Below are 15,692 nucleotides of genomic sequence, written 5' to 3' on the forward strand. Positions count from 1 at the left end.
TTGGTGCGGCTCCATCCGGATACCACCCTTACATCTGTTAGTATAGCAGAAATCATCAGCTATAGTTAACAAATTTCGATATCTGCTGAATAAATGTAATGCATCTTACCACTTTCATCTTCCAAAAGGAGTACCCCTTCTTCTGTTATTCCTTTCGCAAGGCCTTCAATCACACCATTTAGAGTTCTCGCCTTAATTCTTCGACCAAGACTGACGGCATAACTTTCCCAAAGTAGCTTGATCATTCTAAAACCGTTATTTAAGTACTCTTCATATAGCGTTTCAAGTTCGTTTAAGATAGCTGCTAATAACACTGAGCGCTTTATTTCTTTTCCTAATTCAATCCTAAGGGAGGTAGCTGTCGTTAAATCTTCTGGAAAATCTTCTTTAGTGGCATTGACGTTAATACCCATTCCAATAATAATTGATTTAATTTGATCAGCTTCTGCTTGTAGTTCCGTTAGGATTCCAACTACTTTTTTTCCATCTATAAGAATATCGTTTGGCCATTTAATTTCTGCTTCAAGCCCTGTTTGTTTACGGATAGCATGGACAACACTAACAGCTGCGATAAGAGTGAATTGAGGTGCCCTTTGAGGCGGTAATTTTGGACGAAGTATAATGCTTGTCCAAATACCATTCCCAGGTGGAGAATGCCACGAACGTCCAAGCCTTCCTTTTCCCGCTGTTTGCTCATCAGCAACAATGATCGTACCGTCTGCTGTCCCTTTATGCGCATAGTCATGCGCAATAAACTGGGTCGATTCGACAGTAGGATATGTGTAAATGGTTTTACCAAGAAAATCTGTTGTTAATTTTAAGCTGATTTCTTCTTTACTTAACATATCTGGTCTAGAAACAATTCGATAACCTTTTTTCTGAACAGCCTCAACCTCATATCCGTTTTTACGAAGTTCAGATACATGTTTCCAAATGGCTGTTCTAGATACATTAAGCGTCTCGCTGATCATTTGACCAGAAACATATGATTCTGCATGTTCTTCAAGCATTTGCAGCAGGCGCTGCCTTATTGAGTCTGCCACTGTTCAAGCCACCTTTTAATGCTGGATTTCTCATTCTTTATCTCTTCTGTTATAACAGCATGCTCAATTTGTTTAAGAGCTTCTCCAACCCATGGCCCGGGCTTTGTACCCTTCCATTTAATCAATTCTTCTCCAGTCACACCGAGCATTTCGGCTGATGTTATCACTAGTTCTGAAGTGATTCGATCCACTTTCAAAAGATTTGGAGGGCGCTTTTCAAAAACGGATAAAAGCCGTTCGCATGACCTTACTTCGGGTATAGCTTCGTATATGCGCCACCTGCTCCAACCCTCACTTTTAACAAGATCGACATTCCTTAATAGAAATTCGACCTTTTTAACGATCCGATTTGGTAAGCGCCATTCTTTAAGAAATCGAACGGGATCATCTGTAGTCCGCGCAAGAAAAGCCCATCTCTCTTCTTCCGTAGCCAGATAGTGCAAGTACCTTGTCTCTTCAAGCCATTTCTCTAAGTTTTGGAGTCCTGGTAAAATTTGATGCAAATGTGCTTGAACAAGCTGATTGATGGCTGAATGAACAGCCTTTCCGTACAACAATTTGCTTATCTCAATTTGAATTCTTTCAATCGCCACACGCTTAAGGAGAGGCGCGTTCAGTATTAACGCTTCTTCCGTTTCTTTATCCAACGAAAAGTCCAGGACACTTTGAAACCGAAGCGCTCTTACCATACGTAGAGCATCCTCTTGAAAACGCTCAGCGGGATCTCCTACAGTGCGTAAAAGACGACGCTTCAAATCATCTAAACCATCGTATAAATCAATCACATCCCCCTTTATTGAAAGAGCCATGCTATTGATAGTAAAATCTCGGCGCCCAAGGTCATCTTCAATCGTTCCAAGAAATGATACAGCTGATGGATGTCTAAAATCCCGGTAACCTTTTTCAGAGCGGAACGTTGTCACTTCAAAAGAAAACTCCTTATAGACGACCGTCACGGTGCCATGATCAATCCCAGTAGGTACAACTTTATCGAATAGCCTCATTACTTCTTCTGGTTTAGCAGATGAAGCAATATCAAAATCAGCAACAGGTATACCTAGTAAAGCGTCTCTCACAGCTCCTCCAACAATGTAGGCTTCAAATCCATCTTCAGTTAGGATGTGAAGCACTTCCATACATGTGTTGTAAGCCTTCCCTTTTAGGTCAATCAAGTCAATGCCCCTTGAAGTGTTTTATAATAAAGGGCTTCATATTGTTCTAGAATCCGTTGTGAAGCAAATCTCGTTTCAACAGCTTTTACAGCTGCCGTACTCATTCTCTCATGCAGAGCGTCGTCAGATAGCAACTGCTTTGCGTAAGCAGAAATCGTATCTATATCACCGACTTCTGCAATAAAACCGTTCACATCATGTTCGATCACTTCTGGGATTCCCCCAATGTTCGTACCAATGGCTGGAACTCCACAAGCCATCGCTTCAAGTGCAACAAGCCCAAAGCTTTCTTTCGAAGAAAGCAATAATTTCAAATCACAAATGGAGAGAATTTCGGCCACATTTTCTTGTTTACCAAGAAATTTCACTTTATCCTTCAAACCAAGTTCATTAACGAGTTTACAGGCAACTTGAATTTCAGGACCGTCTCCTATGAGTAGCAGCTTCGCTGGCATGTCATTTTGAATACGATGGAACACCTTAATGACATCCGGTACCCGTTTCACTGCTCTAAAGTTTGAAATATGAACAATCACTTTCTCCTCTTCCGAAATACCATATGTTCTCCTTAAATCGGCAGGCGCTTTTGGATAATAAATCCTTTCATCAACAAAGTTATACACTGTATCGATCTCTTTATCTGTTTCAAGGAGCCGATGCGTTTGTTCAACGAGATCATCTGACACAGCTGTAACTCGATCAGATTTTTCAATCCCAAATCGAATCAATTGTGTTAAGGAAGGATCATAGCCAAGCACGGTAATATCCGTACCATGGAGCGTTGTCACAATTTTTATGTCTCCTCCCACCATTTCTTTAGCAAGAAAAGCACAGACCGCATGCGGAACAGCATAATGTACATGAAGCAAATCAAGGTTTTCTCTTTGAATGACCTCTGCCATTTTACTTGCAAGAGTTAAATCATACGGAGGATAACGGAAAACCGCGTATTGATTTACTTCAACTTCATGAAAATAAATATTCGGGTGGAACGTATCCAAACGGAAAGGAACGCTACTCGTAATAAAATGGACTTCATGCCCTTTTTCAGCAAGCATTTTACCAAGCTCAGTTGCGATCACTCCAGAACCCCCGACAGTTGGATAACAGGTAATACCAATTTTAAGTGTCATTTGCTTTCTCCTAACGGAAATTCTTCCAAACATAACAGATTCTTTGCGATAAACCCTTCCGCATAATCTACTCCAGATTCTTTGCCATATAAGTATTCACGATTGATTACTTTCTCAACGTAGCCATTCGTTAGTGGAGTTGAGACGCTTCCGTTACTTAGAACGAATTGACTTTCATAGGCTTCTAGAGACTGTTTCTTCGCTTCTATTTGATTTGAAATATTAATTGTAAACTGAGGGCGGTGAAATCCATTAATAAAATAATAATAGACCTGACTTACTTTATGAGCAGATCCTAATTCAGGATTGTATTTTCGGATTCCAGCTGAAAAAACCGCTTCTTCAACTAAGTGAGCAGCATGCCCATGATCAGGATGGCGGTCTTCTGGATATGGAACAAAAATAGCCTTAGGTTTTGTGCGGCGTATTACTTTAACAAGGGAAGAAATTTTATCATCAGAGATCATCAAACCACGGTCAGGAAACTTCATATTTACCCTCGTTTTAACAGATAAAATTTCTGCGGCATTCCTTGCTTCATGGTGCCGTATAAACACGGTCCCGTTGGACGATAGCTCAGCCTCTGTTAAATCGCAAATACCCGTCTGTTTACCTTCGTCAGCAAGCTTCTTTAATGTTCCAGCCATTCCGATCTCAACGTCATCAGCATGAGCTCCGAACGCAAGTATATCAAGTGTTATTTCTTCCATGTACAATTTCTCTCCAATCCAATTCTCCCCTAGCAAGGGCATGTACAAGAATCTCTGCACTGCCCATATTTGTTGCTAGCGGGATATCGTATACATCACAAAGCCTGATAAGAGCAGTTATATCAGGCTCATGAGGCTGTGCTGTGAGGGGATCTCGAAAGAAAATCACTGCATCCATATCGTTTTCTGCAATCATAGCGCCAATCTGCTGATCTCCACCAAGAGGTCCTGATTGGTACCGGTGCACGTCTAATCCCGTTTCATCAATAATTCGTTTACCAGTTGTACCAGTTGCAAAAAGTTCATGTGGATCTAGAATCATTTTATACGCAAGAGTAAAACGAACAAGATCATCCTTTTTCTTATCGTGCGCGATTAAAGCGATTTTCATAAGGTCATCCCCTACTCCATAATATTTTCAAGCCCATAGACAAGCTGATCAATTTTCAAAACCGTTTCAACAGCTAACTGCACACCTGGCATAAAGGAAGCTCGATTCATTGAGTCATGACGTATTTTCAACGTTTGTCCTTCTCCACCGAATAAAACTTCCTGATGAGCAACAAGTCCTGGTAAGCGTACGCTATGAATTCTCATTCCTTCATAATCCGCACCACGCGCACCTTCTAAATCCTCACGCTCATCTTCATGCCCCTGTTTCTTTGCATCTCTTACTTCTGATATCATTTTCGCTGTTTTGACAGCAGTTCCAGATGGAGCATCAAGCTTACGATCATGGTGTTGCTCGATAATCTCAACGTCATCAAAATATTTAGCTGCCATAGAAGCAAATTTCATCATAAGAACTGCGCCGATAGCGAAGTTTGGGGCGATAATGGCTCCTAATTCTTTTCGTTCAGCTACTTTGGATAATTCTTCAACATCATCATTAGAAAAACCTGTTGTTCCAATGACAGGACGTACGCCATGATTAAAGGCAATCTCCATATGTTTTTTTCCATATTCAGGCGTTGTTAGATCAATTAATACATCACATTCTACTTCTGACAAGCACTTGTCAAGATCCGTATACACAGGAGCATCTAGCGACGGAAGTCCTTCAATATCCGCTACCGTTTGTCCTGTTTGTTTGCTGTCAATAACTGCAGCAAGAGTAAAATGACCTGTACGATCTACCAACTTCACTGCTTCGCTCCCCATGTTTCCTCTTGGTCCTGCGATTACGATTTTCACTTCTTGCATGCCTATTCACTCTCCTCTTCTATTCTCGTCCATCGATCTTTGTCTCTCGTGTTAAATTTAGTCATCACTTTTCCAAATGCTTCATCAAGATCTATATCTAACGAATTTGCAAAGCAGGTTAGTACAAAGAGGAGATCTCCCATTTCATTTTCAATGGTACGTTCTTCCTCCGTATTTTTTTTCGGTTTTTCACCATGGTAATGATTAATTTCACGTGCAAGCTCACCAAGTTCTTCGGTCATTCTTGCTAGCATCGCAAGGGGAGTAAAATACCCCTCTTTAAACTGACTTATGTATTGATCTACCTCTTTTTGCATCTCACTAATCGATCTATTAGCCATCTGTCAAACCACCTTTCACATCATTTCTTATGTTAGCTAAAAGATAGGCATTTGACAAATGTTTCACAAGTTTTTTCTTTATCAAATCTTCACCTCGTCAGATCTTTAACACCAAATTCGTAAAATCTAACAACATATTCTTACCAAACCTAAAGTGAGTATAACAGATTCAAATTGCTGTCTGCTCAGTATTTGATTATAATGAATTCTGTTGGCTCTACTGGAGGGATAGGAGTGGTTATTATGGAAGGCATACGTGGAAAAAATGTATTCTTCATCTTACTTGGGTCTGCAATCTTTGCATTTGGCCTTGTGCATTTCAATATGGAAAATAATTTAGCGGAAGGTGGCTTTACTGGCATTACCCTTTTGCTATACTTTCTATTTCAAATTGATCCTGCGATTAGTAATCTAGTTCTTAACATTCCATTATTTCTAATTGGATGGAAGTTGCTTGGTCGAAAGGCATTTATTTATACGATTATTGGAACCGTTTCCTTATCTGTGTTTCTGTGGATTTTTCAGCGATATTCCGCTCTATCCATCCCACTTAAAGACGATTTAACTCTTGCAGCATTGTTTGCAGGAGTGTTTGTAGGGGTTGGTCTTGGCATTATCTTTCGTTATGGAGGAACAACCGGTGGGGTGGACATCATCGCGCAGCTCGGTTCTAAATACATTGGCTGGAGCATGGGTAGAACGATGTTTATTTTCGACTTTTGCGTTATAGCTTTATCACTTGTTTATTTAAACTATAAAGAAGCGATGTATACATTATTAGCGGTATTTGTAGCTGCTAGAGTCATTGATTTTATCCAACAAGGGGCATATTCTGCGAAAGCTACCATGATCATATCTGAGAATAATAAAGAAATTGCTGACAATATTATGAAGCAGATGGATCGGGGAGCGACCGTATTGAATGGAAAAGGCAGCTTTTCCGGTCTTCAAAAAGATGTTCTTTATTGCGTTGTTGCTCGAAATGAAATTGTACGTTTGAAAAACATCATTCGACAGGTTGATCCACATGCTTTTGTAGCCGTTAACGATGTTCAAGATGTTTTGGGTGAAGGCTTCACCCTAGATGAAAACAAAAATCCCATCGACCAATAAAAAATCTCGCCCCATAAAGGGCGAGATTTCCTTATTTAATCTTCGTTCATTCCTATAAAGATGAACACAAATCGAAGTAATTCTAATAGAGCAACTACTGCTGCTGCAACATATGTTAAAGCCGCTGCGTTCAATACTTTTTTCGTTTCTCTTTCTTCATCATTTCGAATAACGCCTGTTGATACAACTTGTTCCATTGCTCGATTTGAAGCATTAAATTCAACTGGAAGTGTTACCAATTGGAACAACACAGCTGCACTCATAAAGACGATCCCAAGTAAAATAAAGTTTTGCGATGCCATCAAAATACCAGCGAGAATGATGAAATAGCTAAAGTTCGAACCAAGATTCGCCACAGGAACAAGCGTATGACGGAAACGAAGCGGTGCATAGTTCTGCTCATCTTGAATCGCGTGTCCTACCTCGTGTGCAGCGATCGCTGCTCCCGCCACTGATTGACCATGAAAATTACCTGATGATAGTCTTACTGTTTTTGAGCGAGGATCATAATGATCCGAAAGGTGCCCGCGCACTTCTTCAACCCCTACAGAATACAACCCATTTTCATCAAGAATCTTTCTTGCCACTTGAGCACCAGTCATCCCAGACGAGTTTGGAACTTTTGAGTATTTTTTGTATGCGCTCTTCACTCTACTCTGAGCCCAGAGTGGAATGATCAACAAAAGCGCAAAATAGACTAGAAAACCAGCCATTTCCATTCCTCCATCATATGTGTAATTGCTTTCTAAACTGTTATTAACGTCAATTTTAGTCAAATCCCACTAGAAAGTCAATCACACTGTTTCAGGTTCACAAGATCTTCAAATTTAATCAGCTTGTTTCCTTTTTAAGCCTTCTTTTTCGCCTCTATATTTTCGATAGGTCACATAAATCAGTGTTGAAATGATAATACCTCCAATTGAAACAATTAACCATAAAAGGGAAGATTCCTCAGATGAAGAAGGGTGGTAAGCTTGTTTGAAATCATCTTTCATGGTTTGCAATTGACCCGATAATTCTGAATTACGATCAGACCCATATCGCTCAATAAATGCAATATGCGAATCAAGTCGTTGCTGAGTTTCAGGCGAGAGATCAATTGCCATCGCTGGGCGTATTACACTATACGTTCCAATAAAACGATCCTTACTCGCATTGTAGACGTCTACGTCTCCGTGTTGAATAGCGGTGGACATTTCGGTAATAAGCGGGAGAATTTGGTCATCAGTCTGTTTCCACATTGGCTGATCTTCAGCTACTAGCGCATCAACAGCCAGACGAAATTCCGTTAAGGACTGAATTCTTTGATCAACAGCTTTATCCATAGCTGTCACTGCCTTTAGTGCACGGTCATGTGTATTGAGGATCACTCTTAATTCAGTAGTCGAAAGTTCACTAGACTGATCACCTGGAAAAGCATTAGAAAATTCATCAAGCATCGTTTTGGCACGGTCAAAATTCTCTTGTTTGCCAAATTCCAACGCATTTGCTGCTATATCATTCCAGACTTGTTTCGTATCTGTTTCCGAAGCATGTACATTGACGGGAAGCGTCAAAAGCAACACTACAAGGAGCCATCGTCTACCCATTCCCTGTCCCTCCTTCTTCCTACTTCAATGTATGAAGAACTGGACAAGAGTAGACCATCTTAGATGGAAAGCTGATAGTGTCCTTTTCGAACAGATAAGAAATAGACAAGAGCTAGAGAAAAGATCGACAGCCAGAATGTAGAATATCCAATAAGCGGTGTATACTCACTTAATATTGAATAACGTGGCATTTGACCGAAAACATAATCGATCACATCATTATGTAATGTCCATATCGCCACTAGCACGAGATGCCACAACTTAATTCTGTAGAAAGGGGTAAAAAGCAATCCTTCTATCGCCATTCCAAGATGAGATAAGATGAGCATAATTGCGATAGGAGATAGCTGTCCTGTCACAACCATCACTAGAGCATTCATAATGACCGCCCAAATCCCATACTTGAATAAAGTCACGGCAGCTAGACTTTCCATCAGTGGCCAATTTTTACCAAAGAGAAAGGCCAGTAAAACAAAACAGAAAAACAGACTCGCTGTAGGACTATCCGGAACAAATAGTAAAAAGATAGGCTTTGTTTCTGCTAACTGCCATCCATACCAGTAATAGCCGTATATGGTACCCGGAATGTTAATGATCAACAGAAGTAGAAGAAAAGGTCTTGATTTTAGTAGGTATAAAAATTGAGAAATCATAGGAATCTCCTTTTCAATATCTTTCATCGATTGAAGTGCATAAGCAATTTAAATGAGAAAAAGCTGACTGCAACAGTCAGCTTTTCATCTTATTTATTTGCTTCTGCCGTTTCGACAATAAATTCAGCTAGCTTTTCACGTTCTTCATCAGAACCTTTAAAAGCATTCGCTGGCATTCCGCCGATCCCGTTCACAGCAATGTCCATAATTGACTCTTTGGTTTGCTGTGTTTCAAGAAGAGATGGACCTGAACCACCCTGAAGGCTGTCCCCATGACAACCAATACAAGATTGTCCAGAATAAATGGCGTAACCTTCTGATTCTTTGTCAACCTCAGCTTCAACAATTTCCCCTTGCTTTGCTGCTTTTTCCCAGTCATGAGTTACAACTGATTCCCACGTCAAGTATACCGTTGAAATAAGACCAAGTAACATAAGCGCTGTCGCAACAGGACGCTTAGCTGGTCTTCTTTCTGGACCGCGGTCAAGCCATGGAGCAAGAAGAAGTGCACCAAATGCAAGGCCTGGCATAACAACTGTACCTACAAGCGTATAGTCACCGGCGGCAAATTTGTACTTCAAGAGCTGGTATAAGAAGAGAAAGTACCAGTCAGGAAGCGGCGTATAGGTCGCATCTGTCGGATCCGCTACACGCTCGAGTGGAGATGGATGGGCAATTGTTAGTGCTAGATACCCAACTAGAAATACAGCACCTACCATCCACTCTTTTAATAAGAAGTTCGGCCAAAACGCTTCTGTTTTGCCGGGGTACTCTGAATAATCTTTTGGAATGTTAGGCTTTCTCTGCGCAGGAATACGCGAATCGCCAACAAACTTCATTCCTTTTCCGCGATGCATCTGTCCCCCTCCTTCGTATAAAAAATTGTGTCGAAATGATCATTATAAGTTCTGAGATTACATCTTATAGCGGGCCAGAAATACCCTGTTTACGAATCATGATAAAGTGAGCACCTAGCAATCCAAGAAGTGCAGCTGGCAAGAAGAATACATGAATCGCAAAGAAACGAGCGAGCGTTTGAGCTCCGATAATTTCTCCACCTGCAAGAAGAGTTTTTGCCCATTCTCCAACCACTGGTATAGTCACTGCAATTTCAAGACCAACCTTCGTTGCGAATAGCGCTTTCATATCCCATGGTAAAAGATATCCTGTAAACCCTAGACCAAGCATAACGAAGAAAATCAATACACCTACAACCCAGTTTAATTCACGAGGTTTTTTGTAAGAGCCGGTAAAGAACACGCGAAGGGTATGTAGAAACATCATAACGATAACGAGACTGGCTCCCCAATGGTGCATTCCTCTTACAATTTGTCCGAATGCTACTTCGTTTTGAAGATAGTAGACAGACTCCCAGGCATTCACAATGTCAGGTACATAATACATCGTAAGGAACATCCCGGATAGAATTTGAATAACGGTAATAAAAAACGTTAAACCGCCGAAACAATAAACAAACGCCGAAAAGTGATGAGCAGGGTTAACGTGCTCTGGCACTTCGTGATCTGCAATATCGCGCCACATTGGCGTAATATCTAAGCGTTCATCTACCCAATCATAGATTTTATTTAACATAGATTACGCCCCCTAACGTGGTTCAGGTTTTCCGAGGTAAAGTTTTCCATCTTCAACTTTCTTGTTGTAAACATCAAGCGGCGCAAGAGGTGGTGTTCCTTTTACATTCACACCATCTTTTGTGTAACGGCCACCGTGGCACGGACAATAAAACTGATCTGGATATGCTGCGTTTGAAGCCCAGTCCACCGTACACCCTAAGTGTTTACAAACAGGTGAAAGTGCGACGATTTCGTCTTTTTCATCTTTGTAAACCCATGCGGATTGAGTGACCTCAGATTCATACCAACCGTCTACCTGGTCAATTTTGAATTCTTTACGAACAGGTTTGTTCGTAATCTCACTTGTGTCCATTACAGGAACAAAATCCTGCTTGGCACCTTCTTTTAATAATGGATCAATTGCAAAACGAACCATCGGCATTAGCATTCCTGCTGCCATAAAACCGCCGACACCAGTCAGGCTGTAGTTTAGAAATTGGCGTCTTGTTACTTCCTTCTTCTTCGCCATTGGTTTCCCCCCTATCCTATGAAGTCAGTCCAGCCGGACATAAATAGTACATACATATAACTAGGACATTCCTATGATAGCGTAGTCACTCTTGCTCTGTCAATATTCGGATTGGTCTTTAGCATGCCACAAACTAACTATTTATATTACTTTGCCACGTATTTGTTACAAATTGTAAAACTTGTTTCACTTGCGCTGATACCGTTTCCATTTTATATTGTTCATCCATATGCTCTAGAGGAATCGCTGGCATCCATAGCATAGCACTATCTAACTGATCTTCAAGTTGCTTCCAATCAACATCGGCTGTTAGGGTAACAATGTGTTTAATCCCACCTTCGAATAACTCTTGTTCTACTTTTTTTAGACGTTCTACTTTTGATAATGATTCCTCAGAAGTCAAATAAGTAAAGGAAGGTAATAATAATAGACGCCCTTTTAACTGTCTTTCAAGCTCACTTGCTATTATGTTTATATATTCTCCCATCGATACAGTTGTTTTTATGCTACTCGTCATCGATAGCGGGACGAGCGGAAGCACAGCAGTATCTACATATTCTTTTTCTTTTTCAAATAGAGCAATATCAGCTTCTGTCCATTTCATTTTGATAACTCCTTTTCTGTCCATATAAGTGCCAAATGGTTTGGTGAGACATCATTTCTAGCCACTTCGCTTCTTTCATTGGTAAATCAACCCAAATTGTTCTCGCTTCCTCGCTTGCACAGGTGCTTGCAATCTCCCACATTTCCTTACTATAAAGGACCGCTTCATTTAATACTTTCACATGCAAATAAGAAGCTCCCTTCTCCTCTTTCGTCATCATAAAGCTTCCATATTCATTTACAAAGATCTCAGTGCCATCAATGTAAGAAGACGATAGAGCAGGAACGAAGGGAAGTGGATAATAGATTGAATACGGGAAAAAAGAATGACTATTATTTTCCCATTCTTTTTCTATTAGACCTTTCTTTTCTGTTCCGGCCACTTTTTGAAAAGGTGACGTCACGATGTCACCAGCAACGGAATGAGGACTTATACGGGATGAGACTATAATTGCCTCAAGGTTCATATGTAAGTGAGGTGCTAACCGATTACCTGCTATGTTATACTCTTCAGTCGCATACCCGATCCATTTCACATTTGAATTCTGATGTGCTTCTTTACGTAAGAAGTTCATCAATGCTGAAGCAACACCTTTACCACGATAGTCAATATGAGTTCGCAATCTACCTAGAACTGCAGCTTCATCTTCATAGAGCGTCATCCCCGCTATGCCGATTAGTTTCCCTTCTTCAAAATAGCCGATCATCTTCTCTTCTTTAATCAACCTTTTAATAATCCGCACGACGTAGTCATCTTCAATTCCAGTCGGCATTTCTTCTACAAGAGCGATATCATTCCACTCTAAACTTCGGATTAACACGTTTTCTCCTCTCTGACTGTGAGTCGGTTAACTCAAAACGAATTCGACTAGCGACTTTCATTTCTTTCTTAGTATACCATCTGTAAGGTCATCGATGAAGGGGTTTTCTCGAACGCACGTTCCAAATAAATGATCATAACGATTGCCACCAAAATAAAAAAACCCTTGAAAAATCAAGGGTTATAAATTACTTAATTGCTTGCTTAAATTTTTGAACGCCATTTCATCATTTCGATCCAATGCTTCATCAATCTGTTTCAAAATCGATTCTTTCTTGAACCGTGTAAACGACTCATCAAGAACCATTTCAGCCATAAATGAATACTTTTTATCCGCTGCCATATTTTCTGGTAAAAATGGATTTTCCTCCAGAACAGCCACATAGTGCGGAGAAACGTTTTTACTCTTGAAATTCAATTGAATGTAGATAGGCTCGTCCTGATTCAGACGAATGTCATGAAATGATTTTTCAGGGTCAGTCGTGATGATGTTGTGCTTATAAAAACGGAATGGAGCATTTTCTACACAATGAGTTGAGATCACAAGCGCCTTTGGACAAAACTCAGCATTCTCAACAAAATGTACGTTACCCATGAGCACTTCATCGCTTATTAAATAATTTAACAGCCAGACACATTCACGTTTCTTCACCTGGTATTTCTTCAAAAACCATTTCAGAAAGTCTTTCTTTTCAACGACAGAAACGGAGCTGCTCATAGCGATTCCTCCCTGAGATTTTCCTAATTTAACAATTCGTCATTGAACATAAATTTCCTTCTTCGCCTTACTCCTCTTTAAATGTTTCTTCTTCAAAGCGCAGTACTTCTTCCTCAAGATGAACGAGCGTTGGGTCCAACTCCAAAGCTAGCTTAAATGCATTAACAGCTTCTTCACGCCGACCCTCTTCAAACAAAAATCCTCCATACTCTTCTAAAAAGATCGGATCGTTTCTGAAATAAGTATATGCGTTTTCATAGCGTTTTATGGCATCTTTATACTCTTCTACCTGCGCATAAGCAGTTGCAGCAGACCAATCTAAGTAAGGATCGCTTTGATCTCCTTCTTCAATATTACGTAGTAGATCAAGGATGTCTTCATATCTTTCTTCTGTTCTAAGATACGTTGCAAGCGTCTTCGCTGCTTCAATGTGCGTTGGATTAATAGCTAGTAATTCGCGTAAGTACTGTTCACCGCTTGTGTTATCATGAGTTTTATAACTTAACCTGCTCGCTTGCAAATAGAGCTCTTCGTTAAATTCATCCACCTTTATTCCGTCTGCTAGTACTTGAATTGCTTCACTAGTAGCTCCCTCTTCTTCATAGGCTTTTGCGAGGTATGGATAAAGCGTGCTGTATTGTGGATCAACTTCCTTCAGTTCGTTAAATGCGTTAATGGCTTTACGGTATTCACTTATTTGTAACGCTGTAAAAGCATATCCAAAGAGTGCATTAATTTCGCGAGCATTCTCAAGGCCTTTCTCATAGTAAGAAAGCGCCTCTTCAAACTGTCCGCTTCCACTTAGGGCTTCAGCTAACCTAAGTTCAATGTTCTCATTCGCAAGCTCTCCCTTAGTTCCGAGTACTGATTCATAGTAAGGTACAGCTTTTAAATGATGCCCTTGAGTGAGATAAAACTCACCTAGTCCAAAATCAATGATTGGCTCATCAGGTGAAAGACGCTTTGCTTCCATTAGTTTTTGTTCCGCAACCTCTTCTAACCCTTCTGTTTGATATAGATCCGCAAGCAAGAGAAGCGCCGGCGGATAAGCAGCATCACTTTCATCTATTTTATTTAATGCGGCAATAGCCTCCTGCTCTTGTTCAAGATCAACATAGCATTCAGCTGCCTGTACAAGTAATTCTCCTTCATTTGGATAGTGTATTAACAGTTCCTCTACTACATCTCTAGAATCTTCAATCAGTCCAAGACTATAGTAAATGTTTGAGAGATCATATAATGTTTCATGATCTGCATCTTTTCGTACTTCTTTCAATTCTGTTAAACCTTTTTCAAAGTTCCCCGACTCAATTAATGAGACAGCCTGCTTAAGACGCTCCACGTTCCAAAACTCCTTCTAACACTACTTTTTTTATTTCGATGACTCGCAGTAAAAAACGATGGTCTGTGAATTTTCAAATGTTGACCATATCCTGGGTTTAGGAAAACATGATGATTCACTTTCAGTAATTCACCACGAAGTCCTGAAATGATTGGGTCTCTTCCATCATAATCAAGAAATAGTTCATCTTCAACTTGATTGCCTGAATTCGTTCGATAGAGATTAAAATCAAAATCCGTTCCTGTAAGGATTCCACCTTTTTGAGGATAAAAACCAATTCGCATTAATATTGGTTTAGGAAGCTCTCTCTTTCTCAATAATTCAGGATAGTGGAATGCGTCTAGCCCTTTGAGTACCGCTTCATCAAGCAATTGTGTAAGCTTTAGTTCTATAGCATCAGAATCCCACGTTTCGATAAATGAAAACAAAGGCACAAGCATGGCATGGTAAGGAAAATTCGCTTGAACGATCCATTCAGATACGAATTCTTTCCATTCTTCCTCACGTTTAAAATCCATTACAATGAACGGAACCTGGTAACGTGCACACTTCCTAATAACATCTGGAGTCACTTTAGTGCTGTCCATTCGTAAACCAAGAGCATAGTCAATAGGAGAATTCACTAGGTATGATAACGAACGACTGATCTCTTCTTCAAATGTACAAGCATGTTTTATTTCGGTTATCGCTAGAATCGAAGTGACGCCTTGTAACATGTATTCTCTCATTAATTCGATAAATTCACTCTCTGGTTCTCTATTGTTTATTTCTGAAAGATAAACTTTCCCAGCCCTCATTGAAAAACCGTTCAAGTTGCAACGGACTCCTTTATTAAGCTTTCCAACCTTCGTCTTATAAGATAACAATTCATCCGCAACCAACTTATAATGAGTGCCATCTATAGATGCATTTTCATAAAGACGTTTCAAACAAGCGCCTCCCTGCCATTTTGTTTATGACAGGCTATGTTTTAGAGAACTTGTTTATGTTATAAAAGCACCAATGAAAAAAATTCCCTGTGCCGAAAGCCGTTGTTAGCGCTTTCAAAACACAGGGACAAAATAAATATGGATAGGAGTGGAGAGAAACCATTACTATTCTTATTATAACAGGGTATTCCAGAAAATCAACAGATTCTTTAGAAAATTT

The 15,692-nt window shown here is 40.1% G+C and carries 19 protein-coding genes; 1 reads left to right on the forward strand and 18 read right to left on the reverse strand.

Annotation, left to right across the window (positions count from 1 at the left end; all coding sequences use genetic code 11):
* Positions 1-65: 65 nt before the first annotated feature.
* Genes IQ283_RS20475 through IQ283_RS20505 form a run of 7 tightly spaced genes read right to left on the reverse strand, consistent with a single transcriptional unit; the run spans position 66 to position 5,602 of the window.
* Entirely contained in the window at positions 66-1,043 is a 978-nt protein-coding gene (locus tag IQ283_RS20475) for a biotin--[acetyl-CoA-carboxylase] ligase (protein WP_242057403.1), read from the reverse strand.
* Positions 1,028-2,215: a CCA tRNA nucleotidyltransferase gene (locus IQ283_RS20480; protein ID WP_194221898.1), complete on the reverse strand. Its 1,188-nt coding sequence runs from the start codon at positions 2,213-2,215 to the stop codon at positions 1,028-1,030. The genes IQ283_RS20475 and IQ283_RS20480 overlap by 16 nt, the downstream gene beginning before the upstream one ends.
* On the reverse strand, positions 2,212-3,348 hold the full coding sequence (gene bshA, locus IQ283_RS20485; RefSeq protein WP_194221899.1) for an N-acetyl-alpha-D-glucosaminyl L-malate synthase BshA: 1,137 nt from the start codon (positions 3,346-3,348) through the stop codon (positions 2,212-2,214). The genes IQ283_RS20480 and bshA overlap by 4 nt, the downstream gene beginning before the upstream one ends.
* Complete coding sequence (gene bshB1, locus IQ283_RS20490) at positions 3,345-4,058, reverse strand: bacillithiol biosynthesis deacetylase BshB1 (RefSeq protein ID WP_194221900.1); 714 nt, start codon at positions 4,056-4,058, stop codon at positions 3,345-3,347. The genes bshA and bshB1 overlap by 4 nt, the downstream gene beginning before the upstream one ends.
* Positions 4,039-4,449, reverse strand: a complete 411-nt coding sequence (gene mgsA / locus IQ283_RS20495) for a methylglyoxal synthase (RefSeq protein ID WP_194221901.1) — start codon at positions 4,447-4,449, stop codon at positions 4,039-4,041. The genes bshB1 and mgsA overlap by 20 nt, the downstream gene beginning before the upstream one ends.
* 11 nt (positions 4,450-4,460) lie before the next feature.
* Positions 4,461-5,261 carry a 4-hydroxy-tetrahydrodipicolinate reductase gene (gene dapB, locus IQ283_RS20500; RefSeq protein WP_194221902.1) on the reverse strand — a complete coding sequence of 267 codons (801 nt, stop codon included), beginning with the start codon at positions 5,259-5,261 and terminating at the stop codon, positions 4,461-4,463.
* A gap of 2 nt (positions 5,262-5,263) precedes the next feature.
* A complete protein-coding gene (locus IQ283_RS20505) occupies positions 5,264-5,602 on the reverse strand; it encodes a nucleotide pyrophosphohydrolase (RefSeq protein ID WP_194221903.1) in 339 nt (112 codons plus the stop codon).
* Positions 5,603-5,845: 243 nt separating this feature from the next.
* Here IQ283_RS20505 and IQ283_RS20510 point away from each other — a divergent pair, with 243 nt between their 5' ends.
* Entirely contained in the window at positions 5,846-6,715 is an 870-nt protein-coding gene (locus tag IQ283_RS20510) for a YitT family protein (RefSeq protein WP_194221904.1), read from the forward strand.
* 35 nt (positions 6,716-6,750) lie between these two features.
* Here the strand turns inward: IQ283_RS20510 and IQ283_RS20515 are convergent, their stop codons facing one another.
* The 11 genes from IQ283_RS20515 to IQ283_RS20565 form a co-directional block, all read right to left on the reverse strand.
* Positions 6,751-7,428, reverse strand: coding sequence for a zinc metallopeptidase (locus IQ283_RS20515; RefSeq protein WP_194221905.1), 678 nt, complete (start codon positions 7,426-7,428; stop codon positions 6,751-6,753).
* 114 nt (positions 7,429-7,542) lie between these two features.
* On the reverse strand, positions 7,543-8,304 hold the full coding sequence (locus IQ283_RS20520; protein ID WP_194221906.1) for a sporulation protein YpjB: 762 nt from the start codon (positions 8,302-8,304) through the stop codon (positions 7,543-7,545).
* Positions 8,305-8,363: 59 nt separating this feature from the next.
* Complete coding sequence (locus IQ283_RS20525; protein ID WP_194221907.1) at positions 8,364-8,957, reverse strand: DUF1405 domain-containing protein; 594 nt, start codon at positions 8,955-8,957, stop codon at positions 8,364-8,366.
* 89 nt (positions 8,958-9,046) lie between these two features.
* On the reverse strand, positions 9,047-9,814 hold the full coding sequence (locus IQ283_RS20530) for a menaquinol-cytochrome c reductase cytochrome b/c subunit (RefSeq protein WP_194221908.1): 768 nt from the start codon (positions 9,812-9,814) through the stop codon (positions 9,047-9,049).
* A 64-nt stretch (positions 9,815-9,878) separates the two neighbouring features.
* A complete protein-coding gene (qcrB, locus tag IQ283_RS20535) occupies positions 9,879-10,550 on the reverse strand; it encodes a menaquinol-cytochrome c reductase cytochrome b subunit (protein WP_194221909.1) in 672 nt (223 codons plus the stop codon).
* 12 nt (positions 10,551-10,562) lie between these two features.
* Positions 10,563-11,060, reverse strand: coding sequence for a ubiquinol-cytochrome c reductase iron-sulfur subunit (locus IQ283_RS20540; protein WP_194221910.1), 498 nt, complete (start codon positions 11,058-11,060; stop codon positions 10,563-10,565).
* Positions 11,061-11,193: 133 nt separating this feature from the next.
* Positions 11,194-11,664: a YpiF family protein gene (locus tag IQ283_RS20545; protein WP_194221911.1), complete on the reverse strand. Its 471-nt coding sequence runs from the start codon at positions 11,662-11,664 to the stop codon at positions 11,194-11,196.
* Positions 11,645-12,484 carry a GNAT family N-acetyltransferase gene (locus IQ283_RS20550; protein ID WP_194221912.1) on the reverse strand — a complete coding sequence of 280 codons (840 nt, stop codon included), beginning with the start codon at positions 12,482-12,484 and terminating at the stop codon, positions 11,645-11,647. The genes IQ283_RS20545 and IQ283_RS20550 overlap by 20 nt, the downstream gene beginning before the upstream one ends.
* Positions 12,485-12,664: 180 nt before the next feature.
* Positions 12,665-13,201 carry a ReoY family proteolytic degradation factor gene (locus tag IQ283_RS20555; RefSeq protein ID WP_194221913.1) on the reverse strand — a complete coding sequence of 179 codons (537 nt, stop codon included), beginning with the start codon at positions 13,199-13,201 and terminating at the stop codon, positions 12,665-12,667.
* 67 nt (positions 13,202-13,268) lie between these two features.
* Positions 13,269-14,543 carry a tetratricopeptide repeat protein gene (locus IQ283_RS20560; protein ID WP_194221914.1) on the reverse strand — a complete coding sequence of 425 codons (1,275 nt, stop codon included), beginning with the start codon at positions 14,541-14,543 and terminating at the stop codon, positions 13,269-13,271.
* Positions 14,513-15,472 carry a hypothetical protein gene (locus IQ283_RS20565; RefSeq protein ID WP_194221915.1) on the reverse strand — a complete coding sequence of 320 codons (960 nt, stop codon included), beginning with the start codon at positions 15,470-15,472 and terminating at the stop codon, positions 14,513-14,515. Before IQ283_RS20565 ends, IQ283_RS20560 begins: the two co-directional genes overlap by 31 nt.
* Between the last annotated feature and the right edge of the window lie 220 nt (positions 15,473-15,692).

Origin of the sequence: Pseudalkalibacillus hwajinpoensis (assembly GCF_015234585.1) — a bacterium.
In the GTDB taxonomy this organism is placed as follows: Bacteria; Bacillota; Bacilli; order Bacillales; family Guptibacillaceae; genus Guptibacillus; species Guptibacillus hwajinpoensis_B.